Source organism: Nonomuraea sp. NPDC049378, assembly GCF_055586745.1.
Genome location: NZ_JBVJHP010000008.1, coordinates 394640 through 412171 on the forward strand (window position 1 = coordinate 394640; position 17532 = coordinate 412171).

The following is a 17532-nucleotide window of genomic DNA, read 5'->3' on the forward strand; positions in this document are numbered from 1 at the left end:
TACCCTGTGCCATCGTGAAATAAACCGAACAGTCTGTTTATAGGAGTCCAGATGAGAACCACACTGGGATGGCGCGCGGACGGCCCCGTGACGACGCTGCGGCGGGCGTCCCTGGAACGGCGCGACCTGCGGCCCGACGACATCGCGGTACGCGTGGACCACTGCGGCGTCTGCCACACCGACCTGCACGCCGTCCACGCCCCCCGCGAGCCGGGCGCGTCCGTCGTGCCCGGCCACGAGTTCACGGGAGTCGTGACCGAGACCGGGCCCGAGGTCACCCGGTTCGCCCCCGGCGACCCCGTCGCGGTCGGCAACATCGTCGACGCGTGCGGGGAGTGCGCCATGTGCCGCGCCGGCCAGGAGAACTTCTGCCACGCGTTCCCCACCCTGACCTACGGCGGCACCGACCGCCACGACGGATCGACCACCCTGGGGGCCTACTCCCGCGAGTACGTCGTCCGCGACCGCTTCGCCTACCGGCTCCCCGCCGGCCTCGACCCCGCCGCCGCGGCTCCGCTGCTCTGCGCCGGGGTCACCGTCTGGGAGCCGCTGAGCGCGCTCGGCGTGGGGCCGGGCACCCGCGTCGCCGTGGTGGGGCTGGGCGGCCTCGGCCACCTCGCGGTCAAGCTCGCCGTGGCGCTCGGCGCCGAGACCACGGTCGTCAGCCGGTCGGCGGGCAAGGCCGGCGACGCCCGGCGGCTCGGCGCCCACGACGTCGTCGTCCTCACGGACCAGGACCGGATGGCCGCGGCGCGGGACCGGTTCGACGTCGTCATCGACACCGTCCCCGCCCCGCACGACCTCGGCCCCTACCTGCGGCTCGTGGCCATGGACGGGACCCTCAGCCTCGTCGGGCACCTCGGGGAGGTCACCCTGCAGGCCATGGACCTGCTCGTCGGGCGTAAGAAGCTCAGCTCCGCGGGCAGCGGCGGCCGGCTCGGGACCGCCGCCCTGCTGGACTTCTGCGCCCAGCACGGCGTCGCCGCCGACGTGGAGGTGCTCCCGTCGGCGCGCGTGAACGAGGCACTCGACCGTCTCGAACGCAACGACGTGCGCTACCGCTTCGTCCTCGACCTGTCCGACCTGTCCTGAACGCCGGGGCGATCACACGGCGGGGACCTCCGCGTAGTGGCAGGCGGCCGGGTGGCCGTGGCCGCGGTCGACCAGCTCGGGCGCCTGCTCGACGCAGGCCCTCTGCTCGTCCGTCGTGAGCTGCGCGAACTTCGGGCAGCGCGTACGGAACCGGCACCCGCTCGGAGGGCTGACCGGGTTCGGCATGTCCCCTTCGAGGACGATCCGCTCGCGCGCCCTGATCCGTTCACGCCGCGGGTCGGGCACCGGGATGGCCGAGATCAGCGCCCGGGTGTACGGGTGGGCGGGCCGGTCGAACAGCTCGTCCCTGTCGCCGATCTCGACGATGCGGCCCAGGTACATCACCGCGACCCGGTGGGCGATGTGCCGCACCACGGACAGGTCGTGGGCGACGAAGAGGAAGGCGAGGCCCAGCTGCTGCTGGAGGTCCTCCAGCAGGTTGACCACGCCCGCCTGGATCGACACGTCGAGCGCCGACACGGGTTCGTCGAGGACGATCAGCTCGGGCCGCATCGCCAGCGCGCGGGCGATGCCGACGCGCTGCCGCTGGCCGCCGGAGAACTCGTGCGGGTACCGGTTGCCGTGTTCGGGGTTGAGCCCGACGTTGCCGAGCAGCTCCCGCACCCGGTCGGGCCCGTCCTGACGGTAGGTGCCGTGGATGCGCAGCGGCTCCGCGATCGCGTCGTTGACCGTCATGCGGGGGTCGAGGGACGCGTACGGGTCCTGGAACACGATCTGCATGCGCCGGCGCAGGCGGCGCATGCCGGCGGCCGTGACGGCGCCGAGGTCCTGGCCGTCGAGCAGCACCTGGCCGGAGGTCGGCGGCTGCAGGTTGAGCACGGCCCGCCCGGTGGTGGACTTGCCGCAGCCCGACTCCCCGACCAGGCCGAGGGTTTCGCCGCGGTGCAGGTCGAACGACACCCCGCACACGGCGTGCACGTTGCCGGTCGTCCGCCGCAGGAGGCCCTTGCCGCGCACCGGATAGTGTTTGACCAGGTCGCGCACGGACAACAGCGGCTGCCCGGTCATGACGCACCTCCAGCGGCATCGTCGGCTGACGTCACGGTGAAGACGTCCTCGGGCCGCCGCCCTTCCAGGTCGGCGGAGAAGTGGCAGGCGGCCAGGTGGTCAGGGCCGGAGGAGGCGGCCAGCTCCGGCTCGGCGGTCTCGCAGGTGTCCTGGCGCATCGGGCAGCGCGGCGCGAACGGGCATCCCGGCGGCAGGTCGAGCAGCGACGGAGGCGATCCCGCGATCGGCGTCAACCGCTCGCCCCCGCGGGGGCCGTCGAGCCGGGGAAGGCTGCCGATCAGACCGAGCGTGTACGGCATCCGCGGCGTGTAGTAGATGTCGTCGACGCCGCCCAGCTCGACCGGGCGGCCGGCGTACATGACGAGCACCCGGTCGGCGGCCCCGGCGACGACGCCGAGGTCGTGGGTGATCAGCACCATGGCGGCGTCGGTCGCGGCCCGCGCGGTCTCCAGAGCCCTGAGCACCTGGGCCTGGACGGTGACGTCGAGCGCGGTGGTCGGCTCGTCGGCGATGATGACGTCGGGGGAGTTGGCCATGGCGGTGGCGATGACGACGCGCTGGCGCATGCCGCCGGAGAACTGGTGCGGATAGTCGCGGGCGCGTTCGCGGGGCCGCGGGATCTGCATCATCGCGAGGAGTTCGACGGCGCGTTCGCGGGCCTGCGCGGCGGTGACGTCGTTGTGCGCCCTGACCGCCTCGGCGATCTGGTCGCCCACCGCGTAGACCGGGTTGAGCGAGGTCATCGGATCCTGGAAGACCATCGCGATCCGGCCGCCGCGCAGGGCCCGCATGCGCCTGTCCGGCGCGCCGATCAGCTCCTGGCCGCGGAACCGGACCGAGCCGCCGATCCGCGCCGAGGCCGGCAGCAGGCCCATCACCGCCATCGAGGTGACCGACTTGCCCGAGCCGGACTCGCCGACGATGCCGAGCACCTCGCCGCGCCGCAGCTCGTAGCTGACCCCGCGGACGGCGCGGACCAGGCCGTCCTCGGTGGGGAACGACACGGTGAGGCCCTCGACCTCGAGCACCGCCTCACGTTCGCTCATGCGCGCACCTTCCGCTGGGTCGGGTCGAAGGCGTCGCGCAGCCCGTCGCCGATGAAGTTGATGGACAGGGCGATCACCACGATGAACGCGCCGGGGAAGTAGAACAGCCAGGGCCGGGTGCTGACCGCGGTGTCGGCCTCGCTGACGAGGAGGCCGAGGGAGGTGTCGGGAGGCTGCACGCCCAGGCCGAGGAACGACAGCGCCGTCTCCACGAGGATGGCGGCGGCCACGAGGATGGTGACGTTGACGATGATGGGCCCGAGCGCGTTGGGGATCAGGTGCCGGAAGATGATCCAGCGGTCGGTGGCGCCGAGCGCGCGGCTCGCCTCGACATACTCCTTCTCCCGCAGCGACAGCACCACGCCGCGCACCACGCGGGAGACGTACGCCCACTGGAGGGCGGCGATGACGAGCGCGACGAACCACCAGGAGCCGGAGGTGGCGCGGGTCAGCACGGCGGCGACCGCCAGCAGCGGCAGCGTGAGGACGAGGTCGGCGATCCGCATCATCACGCTGTCGGTGATGCCGCGGTAGTAGCCGGAGAACGCCCCCCACAGGGTGCCCACCAGCCCGGCCAGGAACGCGATGAGCAGGGCGATCTCGATCGAGCGTTGGGTGCCGCGCAGCACCTGGGCGAACGTGTCGTGGCCGAGGTTGTCGGTGCCGAACGGGTGGTCGAGCGAGGGCGGTACGGACACCGCCGAGGTGATGTCGGCGTAGTCGTAGCGCCAGAGCGCGCCGCCGACGAAGGCCAGCAGGACGACGGCGGTGAACAGCGCCAGGCTGATCACGGCGGCCTTGTGCCGCAGGAAGCGGCGGAGCACCAGCTCGCCCTGGCTGCGCTGGCGCACCGCGCCGGCCGCCTGCGCGCTCGATGGGGGGCGGGGTGCCGCCTCGGTGTGGTCACTCATGGCGAATCCGGGGGTCGAGGAGGGCGTACAGCAGGTCGGCGATCAGGTTGAAGACGATGACCGCGACCGCCACCACCAGCAGCCAGGCGAGCACCGCGTAGGCGTCGCGCTGGTTGACGGAGGTGACGAGGAACTCGCCGAGCCCGCGCCACTGGAAGACCGTCTCGGTGATCACGGCTCCGGAGATCAGCGTCGCGAAGTCGAGCGCGGTGACGGTGGTCATGGGGATGAGCGCCGTGCGCAGGGCGTGGCGTACGACGACGCGCCGCCTGGACAGCCCTTTGGCGCGGGCGAACAGGACGTAGTCGCTGTTGAGCACGTCGAGCATGGACGCCCGCTGGAACCGGCTCCACGCGCCGAAGGACAGCAGCGCCAGCGAGATCGTCGGCAGCACCATGTGGCCGGCGGCGTCGGCCAGCTGGGCCCAGGCGCCGCCCTCGACGATGACGGATCTCTCCCCGATCGTGTACACGACCTGGTCGCCGATGAGGTTGTTGAGGGAGATGCCGCCCTGCTTGAGCAGCACGGCGAACCAGAACGACGGCATCGACAGGAACAGGAACGCGGCGAACGTGAACCCGTAGTCGATGCCCGAATACTGCTTGACCGCGCTGATCACGCCCACCACGACGGCGAGCGCTAGGGCGAGGAGCACCGCGACGGCTATCAGCCGCAGGGTGACCCCGAACCTGGCGGCGATCTCGTGGCCGATGTCCACGTTGGTGCGCACGGAGGGGCCGAAGTCGCCCTGCACGACGCCGGTGATCCAGGTCCAGTACCGCTGCAGCGGCGGCTCGTCCAGGTGCAGGCGCTGCTCCTCGACCGCGATCACCTGCGGCGACGGCGGCGGGTTGCGGCCCTTGAGGCCCGCGAGCGGGTCGCCCGCCATGGTCACGAGCAGGAAGACGGTGAAGGTCGACGCCACGATCACCGGGACGGCGATGAGGAGCCGGCGGAGTGTGTACGTGAGCACGGGTCGCTACCAGATCTCTCGCACGGCGTCGAAGACCTTGGGCGCGCTGCGGTCGATCGCGGGATAGGTGGTCTGGTCGTTGCTCAGCAGGATGACGGAGATGTCCTGGTCCGGGAACAGGGCGTTCATGGTACGGAACCCGCCCATGCCGCCGTTGTGCCAGACGTACGGCTTGCCGTCGTGTTTCTGGACGACCCAGCCGCACGCGTAGTTGTCGAGCTTCGGGGTGAACATCATCCGCAGCGTCTCCCGGCGGAACAGGCCGGGCCGCGACAGCGCCGCGTTCCATACGGCGAGGTCGCGCGCGCTGCCGGTCAGCCCGCCTGCGCCCGCCATCCACGGCAGGCTCCACTGGTACGCGCGGTGCACCCCGTCGGTCTCGGCGTAGTAGCCGAGGGCGACGTCCCGGCTGCCGCGCGCCGGATATCCCTGGGTCGTGTCGCGCATCCGCAGAGGGCCGAAGAGGTGGCGGTGCAGGAAACGGCCGAGGGGCATCCCGGCCACCTTCTGCACCACCAGCGCGAGGAGCAGGAAGTTGCTGTTGCTGTAGGCGTACTTCGATCCCGGCTCGAACTGGAGCGGCAGCGACTCCAGTTTCGTGACGACGGCCGAGTGGTCGGTCTCCCCGGAGGCGACGAAGGCGTCGTACGCCGACTGGAACAGCGGAAATTGGTTGTAGTCGGGAATGCCGGTCACCTGGTGCATCAGCTGGAGCAAGGTGACGTCGGCGGCCCGCCGGTAACCGGGGAGAAACGTGCCGAGCCGGTCGTGGACCGACAACCGGCGCCGCTCGTGGAGCAGCAGGACCGCGGCCGCCGTGAAACCCTTGCTGATGGAGCCGAGGTTGTAGACGGTGTCGAAGGTGGCCCGGCGCCGGCCCCGCCGCAGGTCGAGCACCTCGTCGAGCTGCTCGACCCGGAAGAAGTCCTCGCCGGTGAAGCGGTCGGGCAGGCCGCGGTCGCGCAGGCCGTAACCCTTCGCGAACACCGTACGGCCCTTCTTGCTCACGGCCACGGTGATGCCGGCGCCCTCCGGCTCGATGGCGGCGACGATCTCGTCGATGCGACGGTGCCAGTCCGGGCGATGCCGGCCGGACGAGGCGGCCCGCGCACCCGGGACGGCGACGGCGCTCATCACCGCCCCGCCCGCACCGGCGAGAGACGCCTTCAACAGCGTCCGCCTCGTGGCTGTGCTCTCCATGCTCGACCTCCGTGTCGTCGTACCGCACACGCCTAGGAGCCCAGTGCAGTCCACCGGCCGGGCAGGCTCTTCGTGGAGAGGGACGTAAAGTGGCCGCCGACTTCGTGCGATCGGATGAACTCCTGCGTGGTCCCGGCGTCGCAGGATGCTCGCATGTCGACGACCCTGGTGATTCGCGGTGGCACAGTCCATGACGGCAGCGGCGGGCCCGGCCGCGTGGCCGACGTCCTCGTCGAGGGAGACCGGATCCTCGCCGTCGGCCCGGGCGGGGGCGATCCCGACGCGCCCGTGCTCGACGCCACGGGCCTGGTGGTCGCGCCCGGCTTCGTGAACGTGCTCAGCCACGCGTACTTCACGCTGGAACGGGACGGCCGCGGCCTGTCCGACCTCTACCAGGGCGTCACCACCCAGGTCTTCGGCGAGGGGATCTCGATCGGCCCGCTCACCGCCGAGATCAGGGCCGAGCTCGAACCCGGCATGGGGCCCGACGACCCGCCGCTGACCTGGGACCGCCTGTCGGAGTTCCTCTCCCACCTCGAGACCAAGGGGGTGGCACAGAACGTCGCGAGCTTCGTCGGCGCGCACAACATGCGCATGATCGGCGCGGGTGCGGACGACCGGCCGATGACCGCGGCCGAGCTCGCCCGCGTCCGCGGCATCCTCGACGAGGAGATGGCCGACGGCGCCCTGGGCCTGGGATCGGCGCTCATCTACCCGCCGGGGTGCTTCGCCTCGACCGACGAGCTGGTGGCGCTGTGCGAGGTGGTCGCGCGGCACGGCGGCATGTACATCTCGCACATGCGCAGCGAGGGCGACCACTTCCTCGACGCCGTCGACGAGCTGATCGAGATCGGCCGCCGGGCCGAGCTGCACGCGGAGATCTACCACCTCAAGACCGCGGGACGGCGGAACTGGCCGAAGATGGCGCGTGCCATCGAGCGCATCGAGGCCGCCAGGGCCGCGGGCCGGCCGGTGACCGCCGACGTCTACCCCTACCTCGCCGGGCAGACCCAGCTCGCCGCCTCGATCCCGCCGGAGTTCCACGACGGCGGCCACGAGGCGCTCGCGGCCAGGCTCGCCGACCCGGGCGAGCGGGCCCGCATCCGTGCGGCCGTCGTCACCCCGTCGGAACGCTGGGAGAACCTCTACCTCGCCGCGAGCGGCGCGAGCGGCGTCATGCTGCTCCCCGACCCGAACGGGCCGGTGGCGAAACACCGCGGCCTCAGCCTCGCGCAGGCGGCGGACGCGGCCGGCACCGACCCCGTGGAGATGCTGCTCCAGCTGGTCGAGCAGGAGCCCGCGCTGCACGCCATGTACTTCATGATGGACGAGGAGGCGCTGCGCACCGCCCTGCGCAAGCCGTGGGTCTCGGTCTGCTCCGACGCCCCCACGTTCGCCGCCGAACCGCCCGACTCCGGCGTGCCCACCCATCCGCGCGCCTACGGCAGCTTCGCCCGGATCCTCGGCACGTACGTCCGCGAGCAGTCGCTGCTCACTCTCGGCGAGGCCGTGCGCCGGATGTCGAGCCTGCCCGCGGGCAACCTCGGCCTGCGCGACCGCGGCGTGCTCGCCCCGGGCAACTTCGCCGACATCGTCGTGTTCGACCCGGACACGGTCGGCGACCGCGCGACATATGAGGACCCCCACCAGTACGCGACCGGTGTCCGGCACGTGGTGGTCAACGGAGAGACCGCGCTGGCCGACGGCGTACCCACCGGGCGCCTGTCCGGCCGGGCCCTGCGCCGCCGGCGCTGAGACGACAGGAGAAACGCGTGAAAGAGCAGGTGGAGCAGGTCCTCGGCGCGGTCGGCGCGCGGGCCTGGGCGCACGCCGTCGATCTCGACAGCGGAGAGGAGATCGGGTACGGCGAGGACGGGCTCGTGGTGCTCGCGAGCGTCTTCAAGATTCCGGTGCTGGTGGAGTTGTTCCGGCGGTTCGGCGACGGGCGGCTCGACCCCGCGGAACGGATCGACGTCCCCGTCGAGGGGCGCTCGGCGGGACCGACCGGGCTGTCCGTGATGGCCGACCCGATCGAGCTCTCGCTGCGCGACCTCGCGTACTGGATGATGAGCGTCAGCGACAACGCCGCCACGGACCTGCTCGTCGACCTGCTCGGCACCGAGGCGATCAACGCCACCCTGCGCGAGCTCGGCCTGACCGCGACCCGGGTCGACGGCACCTGCGACGACATCTACCAGAGCATCTACGAGGACGTGCCGGACGAGAAGGCCGGCCCCGAGGTCTGGCGCGCAGCCCGCGCGGTGGACCCGGAGCGGTCCCTGCAGGCGGGCACCCCCCGCGAGATCACCCGGCTGCTCGCCGCCATCTGGAACGACGAGGCGGCGCCTCCCGAGCAGTGCGCCGAGATGCGCCGCATCCTCAGCCTGCAGGCCTGGCCGCACCGACTGCGCTCCGGGTTCACCGAGCCGGACGCGCGGGTGAGCGCCAAGACGGGCACCCTGCGCTTCTGGCGCAACGAGGTCGGCGTCGTCGAGACCGGCGGCCGCAGGTACGCCGTCGCCGTCTTCGTACGGTCCGACTCCTACGAGTACCGCATCCCCGCCGCGGACGCCTGCGTCGGCACGGTGGCCAGGCTGGCCGTCGACCACCTGTGCGGCGTCGAGACCCGCCGGAGGCCGCGTAGCACCGCCAGGGCGGCGACCCCCGGCCAGATCCGCGACCACGCGCGCGAGCTCGGCGCCGACATCTGGCTGCACGCGCGCGACCTGGCCGGCGGGAGGTCGGTGGGCGTCGGGGAGAGCACCCCGGTCGTCACCGCCTCGGTGCTCAAGGTGCCGGTCGCCCTCGAACTGGCCCGCCAGTCGGTGGCCGGCGAGATCGACCTCTCCGAGCGGGTCACCGTGCCGCCGGGCGGCGTGCCGTCGCCGTACGGCCTGTCGGTGCAGCGCGACGACACCGTCATCTCGTACCGGGACCTCGCCCAGCTGATGATCGTGATCAGCGACAACGTGGCCACCGACCTCGTCATCGACCGGGTCGGCAAGGACCGGGTGGCGGCGCTGCTCGCCGAGCTCGGGCTCACCGCGACGGCCGTGCCGCAGAACTGCGCGGAGATCCTGGCCTCGCTGGAGGAGGACCTCGGCATCAGCTACCGCGACGACGAGCGGGACCTGGCCGAGGTGCCGCTGGAACGCCTCCAGGCGCTGCGGGCTCTGGTGCCCGATGAGACCTGCCGGACGACGCCAGAGGAGATCACCCGGCTGCTGGCCGGGATCTGGCGCGACGAGGCGGCCGCGCCCGAGGCCTGCGCGCTGGTCCGCGGCTGGATGGGCGACCAGATCTGGCCGCACCGGCTGACCAGCGGGTTCCCCGGAGACGACATCGTGGTCAGCGGCAAGACGGGCACCCTCCCGCTGGTCCGCAACGAGGTCGGCGTGGTCGAGTTCGCCGACGGCGGCAGGTACGCCGTGGGCGTCTTCACCCGTGCCGACGACCCCTCACCCAACGCTCCCCATCTCGACGCGCTGATCGGCTGGGCGGCGGCCAACGCGGTCGCGCAGCTGCGCGGCGAGCGTTCTTGACCCTTCTCTGCATCTGGAGCAGACCATGGCTTACCGCGGGAAGCACTCCCTGGCCCTGACGACGAGCGCCGTGGCACTGCTGCTCGCTGCCTGCGCGGGCGGAGGCGGCGCGGCGGCCGGCGACGGTCGCGTGTCCGGCGACGTGAACACGGTGAACACCGCGAAGGTCGCCAAGGGCGGGACGGCGACCTACACCATCACCTATCCGATCTCGAACTGGAACGTGCTGAACTCCGCCGGCGCGACCTACTCGGTGCTCGACATCTCGAGCGTGCTGATGCCCGGCGCCTTCATGATCAAGCCGGACGGTACGCCGGTCCGCAACGAGACCCTCGTGACGAGCGCGGAGAAGGTGGGCGACTCACCGCAGACGATCAAGTACACGATCGACCCCGAGGCGGTCTGGTCCGACGGCCGGCCGATCTCGGCGGACGACTTCGTCTACACCTGGCGCGCCCTCGACCCGCGCGAGTGCCCCAAGTGCCAGGCGTCCAACACGGCCGGGTACGACCGGATCGCGTCGGTGAAGGGCTCGGACGGCGGGCGGACCGTCACGGTCGTGTTCGACGAGCCGTACGTCGACTGGCAGGCGCTGTTCTCGCCGTTCCTGCCGGCCCACGTCGCCGAGACGTACGGGCCGACCGACACCGCCGCGGGCCTGGCGAAGAGCTTCAACGAGGGCTTCGCCAAGTCCGTCCCGAAGTTCTCGGCGGGCCCGTTCCGGATCCAGGAGTACACCTCCGACGGTTCCGTGGTGATGGTCCGCAACGAGAAGTGGTTCGGCCCGCCGCCGAACCTGGACAAGCTGGTCTTCAGGCTCATCACGGACGTCGCGCAGCAGCCGACCTCGCTGGCGAACGGGGAGGTCGACGTCATCTACCCGAACCCGCAGGTCGACATCGTCCAGCAGGTCGAGGAGCTGCCCGGGGTCCGCTACCAGGTGACGCCGGGCGCGTCGGTCCACAAGCTGTGGCTGAACCTCAACGCCCGCGCGCTGCAGGACGTCGCCCTGCGCAAGTCGATCTTCCAGGCGATCCGCGTCCAGGACGTGATCGACAAGACGATCGGGCAGTTCGACGACACCGCGGAACCCCTGCTGAGCCACATGTTCATCGGCGGCGCGCCCGGCTACTCCGACGTGGTCAGCGAGCTCGGGTACGGCATCGGCGACGTCGAGAAGGCGAAGAAGACCCTGACCGACGCGGGGTACACCGGCGTCGGGGCGAAGCTCGCCGACCCGGACGGCAAGGCCGTGCCCCCGCTGCGCATCGTGGTCCAGGCGGGCGACCAGCTGCGCGCCAGCGAGGCCCAGCTGGTCAAGGCGGCCCTCGCGCCGCTCGGCGTGGACGTGCAGGTCGCCACCGTCGCCAACACGATCGAGGCCGTGCAGGAAGGGAACTGGGCGATGACGGTCGCCACCGTGTCGCAGTCGCCGTTCGCGACGACCAGCAACATCCCCTACTACCTGAGCTGCCCCGAGGACCAGACCTTCTGCCGGTTCAACCTCAACAACTACGGCAACCCCAAGGTCGACCGGCTGCTGAACGAGGCACTCTCGGCATCGAGCGCGCAGGCGGCGACGGAGAAGCTGCAGGAGGCCGACAGGATCGTCTCGTCGGACTACGCGATCCTGCCGCTCTACCAGAACAGGTCGTTCCTCGCCTACAGCGCCAAGCTCGGCAACGTCCGCGACAACAGCTTGGGGTTCCCCACCTACAACACCGAGCAGTGGGGCCTGCTGGGCGAGTCATGACGGGTCGTCACCGGGACCGGGCGGATCCCGTCTCCTTGACCACGCCCCGGTCCCTGGCGACGCGGTAGAGCCGCAGCTGCAACGTCGCGGCGAGCCGAGCGTCGGCGTCGGCGAGGTCGAGGCCGGTGATCTCGCAGACGCGGCGCAGCCTGTACCGGAACGAGTTGGGGTGCAGGTGCATCGCGGCGGCCGCCTCCGCGACGTTGCCGAAGGCGTCGAGGTAGGCCGACAGGGTGTCGACGAAGCCGCTCTCGTGCTCGGCGTCGTAGTCCACCAGCGCTCCGAGCGAGCCGAGGTGCAGCTCGCCGTCCTCGGCGACGAGATCGGCCAGGCGCAGCAGCAGCGACTCCACCTGGACGTCGCTGTAGCGGGCGATCCGCCTGCGGCGGCGGTCGGTCTGCAACACCCGCAGCGCCCGGTCGGCCTCGCGGCGGGAGTGGGTCACCTCGGCGAGTGACATGGTGGCCCGCCCGACCCCGATGACGGCGTCCGTACGCGCCCCCACCCGGGCGAGGAAGTCCACCGCCAGCCGGACCACGGACGCCGTGCCGTCGCGGTCGCCGCTCGCGCCGACGGGCAGCACGACGTAGGTGGTCCCGCCGAGCAGCGCCGCGGCCGAGCGCGGGTGCACCGCCGAGAAGTGCAGGGCGAGGGCGTCGCGCAGCCGTTGCATGGCCGCCTCGGTGTCCGCGGCGTCGCCCGTGACGACCTGCGCGGCCATCACGCAGAGCCGGCCGTCGGTGAGCCCGAGGCGGTTGGCCGCCTCGGGAGCTCCGGGGCCGCCCTCCAGCACCATGGCCACCAGGTCGGCGCTGAGCCGGCGCCCGACGTCGGCGCCCGCCCTGGCCCGCAACATGTGCAGCGCCACGATCTTGGCCGAGTCGGCGAAGGCCGCCGCACGCGCCTCGGACAGCGGCTCCCTGACCACGGCCCACATCGAGCCGAGCACCTCGTCCCCGGCCCTGACGACGATGGCGACCCGCGGCAGCATGTCCTCGGCGAGGGGCTCGACGTAGACCGGCGTGCCCTTGGAGAGCTCGCGGAACGCACCCCGCTGTTCGAGCAGCTGCGTGTAGCGGTCGGGGACCTGCCGGCCGAGGATGGTCTCGACCCGGCCCTGGTCGGCGCAGTGCTGGTGCCCGGAGAAGGCCAGCACGCGTGACGCGCGGTCCTCGATCGTCACCGGCGCGTCGAGCAGCGCCCCCACCGCGTTCGCGAGGGCGAACAGGTCACCGGCAGGCGCGCCGGCGAGCAGGTCCGCCCCGCCGGTGAGGTCGGTCGTGGCCAGCGGCAGCGCCCTGAGCATGGCGGCCACGTGCGACCACGAGGCCGCGCGGTTCAGCCCGAACAGTGCCACGCCGCTGTCGCGCACCGCCGCGACGATGGAGGCGTCCGCGGTCACCGGGTGCTTGACGACGAGCCCCACCGCACGGCGCTCGCCGAGGCGAAGCAGGAGCCCGGCGATCGCGTCGTTGTCGTGCAGGCCCACGCCGAGCACGAGCTCGCCCGGTTCGACGGTGAGTTCGTCGCCCGGGCCGTGGATCGCCACACCCGTCAGTTCGCCGTCCAGGTCCCCGGGAGACGCGATGAGGTCGAGCAACATGCGTCCGAGGTCGTCGAGCAACCGCGAGAGCCGCGCTCTTGGTGCAACCATCGGTGACAGATCCTAAGCCCCACATCGGACATAAGGCCAGCTCTCGGGCTTCTGTCCTCTGCGCGACGCTGTCAGTCCCATCGGAAGAACGCGGCCGAGACGGCGCCGCCGACGAGGACCGTCACGGACAGGCTCACCAGATGGAGGGGCTCGATCGGGGTGCCCGCCCAGGCGTTCGACAGGACCTCGACGGTGGCGCCGAACGGCAGCCACTCGCCCACCATGGCCAGCGTCTCGGGAAGGCTCTCCCGGCTGCCGAACAGCCCGCCGAGGGCGCCGAGGGCGAAGAAGGCGACGAGCCCGATCGCCACGGCCGAGTTCGGCGTCGGGGCGACGGCGGCCACGATCATGCCGACCGCGTACATCGCCGCGGTCGCGAGCAGCAGGAGGCCGAGCGCCGTGACGGGACGCAAAGGGAGGTTGGCGTCGAAGACGAGCACGGCCACGGCGAGCGCCGCCCCGATGCCGATGATCGTCTGCAGCGCGCTCACCGCCGCCTGGGCGATCAGCACCATGGCCGGCGAGGCCGGCGTGACCGACAGGCGGCGCAGGATCCCGGCACGCCGGTAGTACGCCAGGAAGCTCGGCATGTTGACGACGCCGATGGTGGCGATGATGATGGCCAGCACCAGGGGCAGCACGTAGAGGTCCAGTACCGTGCGGCCGTTGACCACCACCTCGCCGCCGGCCGACGAGGCGTTCATCACGAGGACCAGCAGGGGCAGCCCGATGGGCACGACGAGCCCGGCCGTGTCGCGGACGACCATCCTGGCCTCGCACCGGATGAGCGTCAGCCACGACCCGAGGCCGGGACGGCGGGCGTCGGCGTTCATGAGATCTCCTCCGGCCGCGATCCGGAAAGGGCGACGAACGCGTCGTCGAGGTTCGCGGCTCCCGTCCTGGCGACCAGCCCGGCGGGCGTGTCGAGCGCCACGAGGCGGCCGGCGTCGAGGAGGGCCACCCGATCGCAGAGCCGCTCCACCTCCTCCATCGCGTGGCTCACGAGCAGGACCGTGACCCGCTCGTCGCGCAGCCGCTCGACCGCGGCCCACATCCGCCGGCGCGTACGCGGGTCCAGCCCGGTCGTGAGCTCGTCGAGGATCACGACGCGGGGCCGCCCGACGAGGGCCACGGCGATGGAGAGCCGCTGCTGCTGGCCGCCGGAGAGCTTCTCGAAGCGGGTCGTACGCCGGTCAGCCAGCTCGACGAGCTCCAGGACCTCCTCGACGGGTCTCGGATGCGGGTAGAAACTGTGGAACATGCCCATGAGCTCGGCGACCGTCAGCGCGTGGTGGAGCTGGGCCTCCTGGAGCTGGACCCCCAGCACCTGGCGGAGCCTCGCGCGGTCGCGCCCCGGATCGAGGCCGAGCACGCGGACACGCCCGCTGTCGGGCTTCCGCAGCCCGGCGATCATCTCCACCGTGGTGGTCTTGCCGGCCCCGTTGCCGCCGAGGATGCCGAGGATCTCGCCCGTCCCGACGCGCAGGCTCACATCGTCGACCGCCACCGTGTCGCCGTAGCGTTTGCGGAGGTTCGCGGCCTCCACCGCCGTTTCCGTCTCTTCCATGCGGCGACGGTAGGCGGGCCAGGCGGGCGCGCGCCCGTGCCGAAGGTCAGGGCATGCGCGCGTGACTTTCGGCACCCGAGGACGGCGACGGGCCGGCGTTAGGGTGAGGCCATGCGTCGACTCGGGCCGGAGGAGTGGTCAGGGCTGGCGATGTTCGTCGTGTCGGTCGTGGCCGGCGGTCCGGTCCTGGCCGGCGCGGCCGGCGCGGTCATTCCCCGGACCCTGTGGATCACGTTGTTCGTGGTGTTCATCGCGGCCGTTCTCGTCGCCGGCGGCCCGGGCCGTCCGCGGTGGGTCCGCCACGCGGCGTTCGCGGCGGCGGTCGTGGCGTCGTGGGCCGTGGTGGTGTCCGCGGAGCAGTGGAGCCTCCTGCCGATCCTGCTGGTGATCGTCGCCGCGATCAGCGTCCACGTCGTGCCCCCGTGGGCGGGCTTCGTCGTGGTGGGCCTCAACACCGTGGTGCTCGCCCTGTCCGCGGCATCGCGCGGCATGGACGCCGCCGACACGGCCCTCGGCATCGGCTTCTACGTGCTCATCCAGGCGGCGACGCTGCTGAGCTCGCTGGTGACCATGCGGGAGCAGCGCATGCGGCGCGAGCTGACCGAGGCGCACGTCGGGCTCCAGGCGGCGAGCGTGTTGTTGTCGGAGTCGGCGCGCACCGCCGAGCGGCTCCGGATCTCCCGCGATCTGCACGACCTCATCGGCCACCAGCTCACCGTGCTCACCCTGGAGCTGGAGGCGGCGCGTCACCGCGACGGGGAGCGGGCCAGGGAGCACGTCGAGCGGGCCAACCGGGTGGCGCGCGACCTGCTGGGTGACGTGCGCGCCACCGTCGGCCGGCTGCGCACCGAGTCGTCCGACCTCACGGAGGCCCTGCGGCAGGTCGTGCGCGATCTGCCCGGCCTCGAAGTGTCGATCGAGGTCGCACCCGAGGTGCGGGCAGGCGAGGAGCAGGTCGCGGCGCTCGTACGAGCCGTGCAGGAGATCGTCACCAACACGATCAGGCATGCCGGCGCCCGCGAACTGTGGATCGAGGTCGCGTCCGACGGCGACGCGGTGCGGCTGACCGCGGTGGACGACGGCCGTGGCGCGGCCGATCCGGTGCTCGGCAACGGGTTGCGCGGGCTGTCCGAGCGGTTCGAGGCGCTCGGCGGCGAGGTCAGCGTCGACGGCCGGAGCGGGTTCCGGGTCACGGCTCAGGTGCCGGCGTCGTGACCCGGGTCGTGGTGGTCGACGACCAGACGCTCGTCCGTCAGGGGATCCGCAGCCTGCTGGAGGTCGCCGACGTCGAGGTGGCCGGTGAGGCCGACGACGGGCACGCGGCGATCGAGGTCATCGCGGCGACCGGGCCGGACGTGGTGCTGCTGGATCTGAGAATGCCGCGTTACGACGGGATCTGGACGCTCGAACGCCTGCGCGAGCGCGGCATCGAGACGCCGGTCCTCGTGCTGACGACCTTCAACGACGACACGCTCGTGCTGCAGGCGCTCCGGGCGGGCGCGCGCGGCTACCTGCTCAAGGACGTGACCTTGGAGCAGCTGACCAGGGCGGTGCGCACCCTGGCCGACGGCGGCACGCTCGTCGCGCCGTCGATCACCGACCGGCTGCTGCGCGCGATCCGCTCCGGCCCTCCACCGGCCGGCGGCGACGCGGCACCGGTGCAGGAGCTCACCGAGCGCGAACTCGAGGTGTTGCGGCTCGTGGCCGAGGGCTACGCCAACCGGGAGATCGCCAGGGCGTTGTTCCTGGCCGAGGGCACGGTGAAGAACTACGTGTCCACGATCCTGCTCAAGCTCGACGCTCGCGATCGCACCAACGCCGTGCTGCGCGCCCTGCACGAAGGCATCCTGCGCTGACGGTCGGTCGATGACCGATCACGGTGAATGAGCTCAGGGTCTTGACCTCGGCATGCACCGTCTCGTACTTTCCTTGTACTTCAAATATATCGAGGGTATACGGATGACCTTGACCGGACGGACAAAGACTGAGCAGGCGTACCACGTTCTGCGAAGGGCGATCGTCACGGGCGACCTCGTCGAGGACCTGCCCCTGGACGACGCGATGCTCTCGACCCGCTACGGGTTCGGGCGCACCCCCATCAGGGAGGCGCTCAAAAAGCTGGCCGACGAGCAGTTCATCAACTACCCGCCGCACCGCACCCCTTACGTGCGCGGGATCCGGGTCAGGGATCTGTCCAGGCTGTACGAGTCGCGCCACCTCCTGGAGGAGCCGGTGGCGCGGCTGGCGGCCAGACGCGCCACCCCAGCGCATCTCGACGAGCTGGAACGGATCTGCGATCGCATCGACGACGAGATCGCGGCCGGCCAGCCGTACGGGGCCATCGAGTACGACCACCAGTTCCACCTCGAGATCGCCAAGTCGACCGACAATCCGTTCCTGGCCGAAGCGGTGAACCGGCTCAACTGCGGATCTCTGCGGATCTGGTACCTGGCCCACAGCACGCTCGGCATGGAGAACACCAACGAGGACCACCGGGCGATCGCCGCCGCGCTCAAGGACAAGGATCCGGACAGGTCAGAGACGCTGGTGCGGCAGCACATCGACAAGTCGTACGCACGGCAGATGGCGCTGCAGCAGCTCGACCCGTGATCCCTCCACCGGCGGCCCGGTGGTCGTCGTCGCACAAGGAGAACCACCTTGACTTCCTCCCCACGGCTGAAGCCGGGGGATTCCAACCGTCGCCGGTTGGTCTTCCTGCTTCACCGCCAGCCGCCCGCCGGGCTTGCGCCCTTGAGGTCTTACAC

Annotated in this window: 13 protein-coding genes and 1 pseudogene; 7 read left to right on the plus strand and 7 right to left on the minus strand. The window is 71.5% G+C overall.

Features of this window, described 5'->3' with window-relative positions; genetic code table 11:
* Positions 1-51: 51 nt before the first annotated feature.
* Positions 52-1092, plus strand: a complete 1041-nt coding sequence (locus ACZ6SA_RS20110; protein WP_465829494.1) for an NAD(P)-dependent alcohol dehydrogenase — start codon at positions 52-54, stop codon at positions 1090-1092.
* Between the two features lie 12 nt (positions 1093-1104).
* On the opposite strand, the pseudogene ACZ6SA_RS20115 reads toward ACZ6SA_RS20110, so the two are convergent.
* The 4 genes and pseudogenes from ACZ6SA_RS20115 to ACZ6SA_RS20130 all read right to left on the minus strand — a co-directional run bounded on the left by ACZ6SA_RS20115 (position 1105) and on the right by ACZ6SA_RS20130 (position 6251).
* Positions 1105-3167: pseudogene (locus ACZ6SA_RS20115) on the minus strand (ABC transporter ATP-binding protein).
* Positions 3164-4078 carry an ABC transporter permease gene (locus tag ACZ6SA_RS20120; protein ID WP_347647725.1) on the minus strand — a complete coding sequence of 305 codons (915 nt, stop codon included), beginning with the start codon at positions 4076-4078 and terminating at the stop codon, positions 3164-3166. Before ACZ6SA_RS20120 ends, ACZ6SA_RS20115 begins: the two are co-directional and overlap by 4 nt.
* Complete coding sequence (locus ACZ6SA_RS20125; protein WP_465829496.1) at positions 4071-5051, minus strand: ABC transporter permease; 981 nt, start codon at positions 5049-5051, stop codon at positions 4071-4073. Before ACZ6SA_RS20125 ends, ACZ6SA_RS20120 begins: the two co-directional genes overlap by 8 nt.
* 6 nt (positions 5052-5057) lie before the next feature.
* Positions 5058-6251, minus strand: a complete 1194-nt coding sequence (locus ACZ6SA_RS20130) for a serine hydrolase domain-containing protein (RefSeq protein ID WP_465829498.1) — start codon at positions 6249-6251, stop codon at positions 5058-5060.
* A gap of 153 nt (positions 6252-6404) precedes the next feature.
* Between ACZ6SA_RS20130 and ACZ6SA_RS20135 the strand changes: the two genes are divergently transcribed.
* From ACZ6SA_RS20135 to ACZ6SA_RS20145, 3 genes are read left to right on the plus strand one after another with little or no spacing between them, the layout of a single operon-like run.
* Positions 6405-8006 carry an N-acyl-D-amino-acid deacylase family protein gene (locus tag ACZ6SA_RS20135; RefSeq protein WP_465829500.1) on the plus strand — a complete coding sequence of 534 codons (1602 nt, stop codon included), beginning with the start codon at positions 6405-6407 and terminating at the stop codon, positions 8004-8006.
* 17 nt (positions 8007-8023) lie between these two features.
* On the plus strand, positions 8024-9793 hold the full coding sequence (locus ACZ6SA_RS20140) for a serine hydrolase (RefSeq protein ID WP_465829502.1): 1770 nt from the start codon (positions 8024-8026) through the stop codon (positions 9791-9793).
* Between the two features lie 25 nt (positions 9794-9818).
* Positions 9819-11546 (plus strand): ABC transporter family substrate-binding protein, encoded by a 1728-nt coding sequence (locus ACZ6SA_RS20145; protein WP_465829504.1) that lies wholly within the window; start codon positions 9819-9821, stop codon positions 11544-11546.
* A gap of 7 nt (positions 11547-11553) precedes the next feature.
* Here ACZ6SA_RS20145 and ACZ6SA_RS20150 read toward each other — a convergent pair whose 3' ends face one another.
* From ACZ6SA_RS20150 to ACZ6SA_RS20160, 3 genes are all read right to left on the minus strand, one after another.
* Positions 11554-13200, minus strand: coding sequence for a PucR family transcriptional regulator (locus ACZ6SA_RS20150; RefSeq protein WP_465829506.1), 1647 nt, complete (start codon positions 13198-13200; stop codon positions 11554-11556).
* A gap of 71 nt (positions 13201-13271) precedes the next feature.
* Positions 13272-14033, minus strand: coding sequence for an ABC transporter permease (locus ACZ6SA_RS20155; protein ID WP_347647718.1), 762 nt, complete (start codon positions 14031-14033; stop codon positions 13272-13274).
* Positions 14030-14767, minus strand: coding sequence for an ABC transporter ATP-binding protein (locus ACZ6SA_RS20160; protein ID WP_347647717.1), 738 nt, complete (start codon positions 14765-14767; stop codon positions 14030-14032). Before ACZ6SA_RS20160 ends, ACZ6SA_RS20155 begins: the two co-directional genes overlap by 4 nt.
* 111 nt (positions 14768-14878) lie before the next feature.
* On the opposite strand from ACZ6SA_RS20160, the gene ACZ6SA_RS20165 reads away from it, so the two are divergent.
* The 3 genes from ACZ6SA_RS20165 (at position 14879) to ACZ6SA_RS20175 (ending at position 17377) form a co-directional block, all read left to right on the plus strand.
* Positions 14879-15982 carry a sensor histidine kinase gene (locus ACZ6SA_RS20165; RefSeq protein ID WP_465829509.1) on the plus strand — a complete coding sequence of 368 codons (1104 nt, stop codon included), beginning with the start codon at positions 14879-14881 and terminating at the stop codon, positions 15980-15982.
* A complete protein-coding gene (locus ACZ6SA_RS20170; RefSeq protein ID WP_347647715.1) occupies positions 15979-16623 on the plus strand; it encodes a response regulator transcription factor in 645 nt (214 codons plus the stop codon). The genes ACZ6SA_RS20165 and ACZ6SA_RS20170 overlap by 4 nt, the downstream gene beginning before the upstream one ends.
* 109 nt (positions 16624-16732) lie before the next feature.
* On the plus strand, positions 16733-17377 hold the full coding sequence (locus tag ACZ6SA_RS20175; protein WP_347647714.1) for a GntR family transcriptional regulator: 645 nt from the start codon (positions 16733-16735) through the stop codon (positions 17375-17377).
* Positions 17378-17532 lie beyond the last annotated feature (155 nt).

What these genes read in the sequence shown, in the direction of transcription:
- ACZ6SA_RS20155 (WP_347647718.1), bottom strand. Translation starts at nt 14,033, where the DNA reads ATGAACGCCGACGCCCGCCGTCCCGGCCTCGGGTCGTGGCTGACGCTC.
- ACZ6SA_RS20145 (WP_465829504.1), top strand. Translation starts at nt 9,819, where the DNA reads ATGGCTTACCGCGGGAAGCACTCCCTGGCCCTGACGACGAGCGCCGTG.
- ACZ6SA_RS20135 (WP_465829500.1), top strand. Translation starts at nt 6,405, where the DNA reads ATGTCGACGACCCTGGTGATTCGCGGTGGCACAGTCCATGACGGCAGC.
- ACZ6SA_RS20150 (WP_465829506.1), bottom strand. Translation starts at nt 13,200, where the DNA reads ATGGTTGCACCAAGAGCGCGGCTCTCGCGGTTGCTCGACGACCTCGGA.
- ACZ6SA_RS20160 (WP_347647717.1), bottom strand. Translation starts at nt 14,767, where the DNA reads ATGGAAGAGACGGAAACGGCGGTGGAGGCCGCGAACCTCCGCAAACGC.
- ACZ6SA_RS20120 (WP_347647725.1), bottom strand. Translation starts at nt 4,078, where the DNA reads ATGAGTGACCACACCGAGGCGGCACCCCGCCCCCCATCGAGCGCGCAG.
- ACZ6SA_RS20165 (WP_465829509.1), top strand. Translation starts at nt 14,879, where the DNA reads ATGCGTCGACTCGGGCCGGAGGAGTGGTCAGGGCTGGCGATGTTCGTC.
- ACZ6SA_RS20110 (WP_465829494.1), top strand. Translation starts at nt 52, where the DNA reads ATGAGAACCACACTGGGATGGCGCGCGGACGGCCCCGTGACGACGCTG.
- ACZ6SA_RS20130 (WP_465829498.1), bottom strand. Translation starts at nt 6,251, where the DNA reads ATGGAGAGCACAGCCACGAGGCGGACGCTGTTGAAGGCGTCTCTCGCC.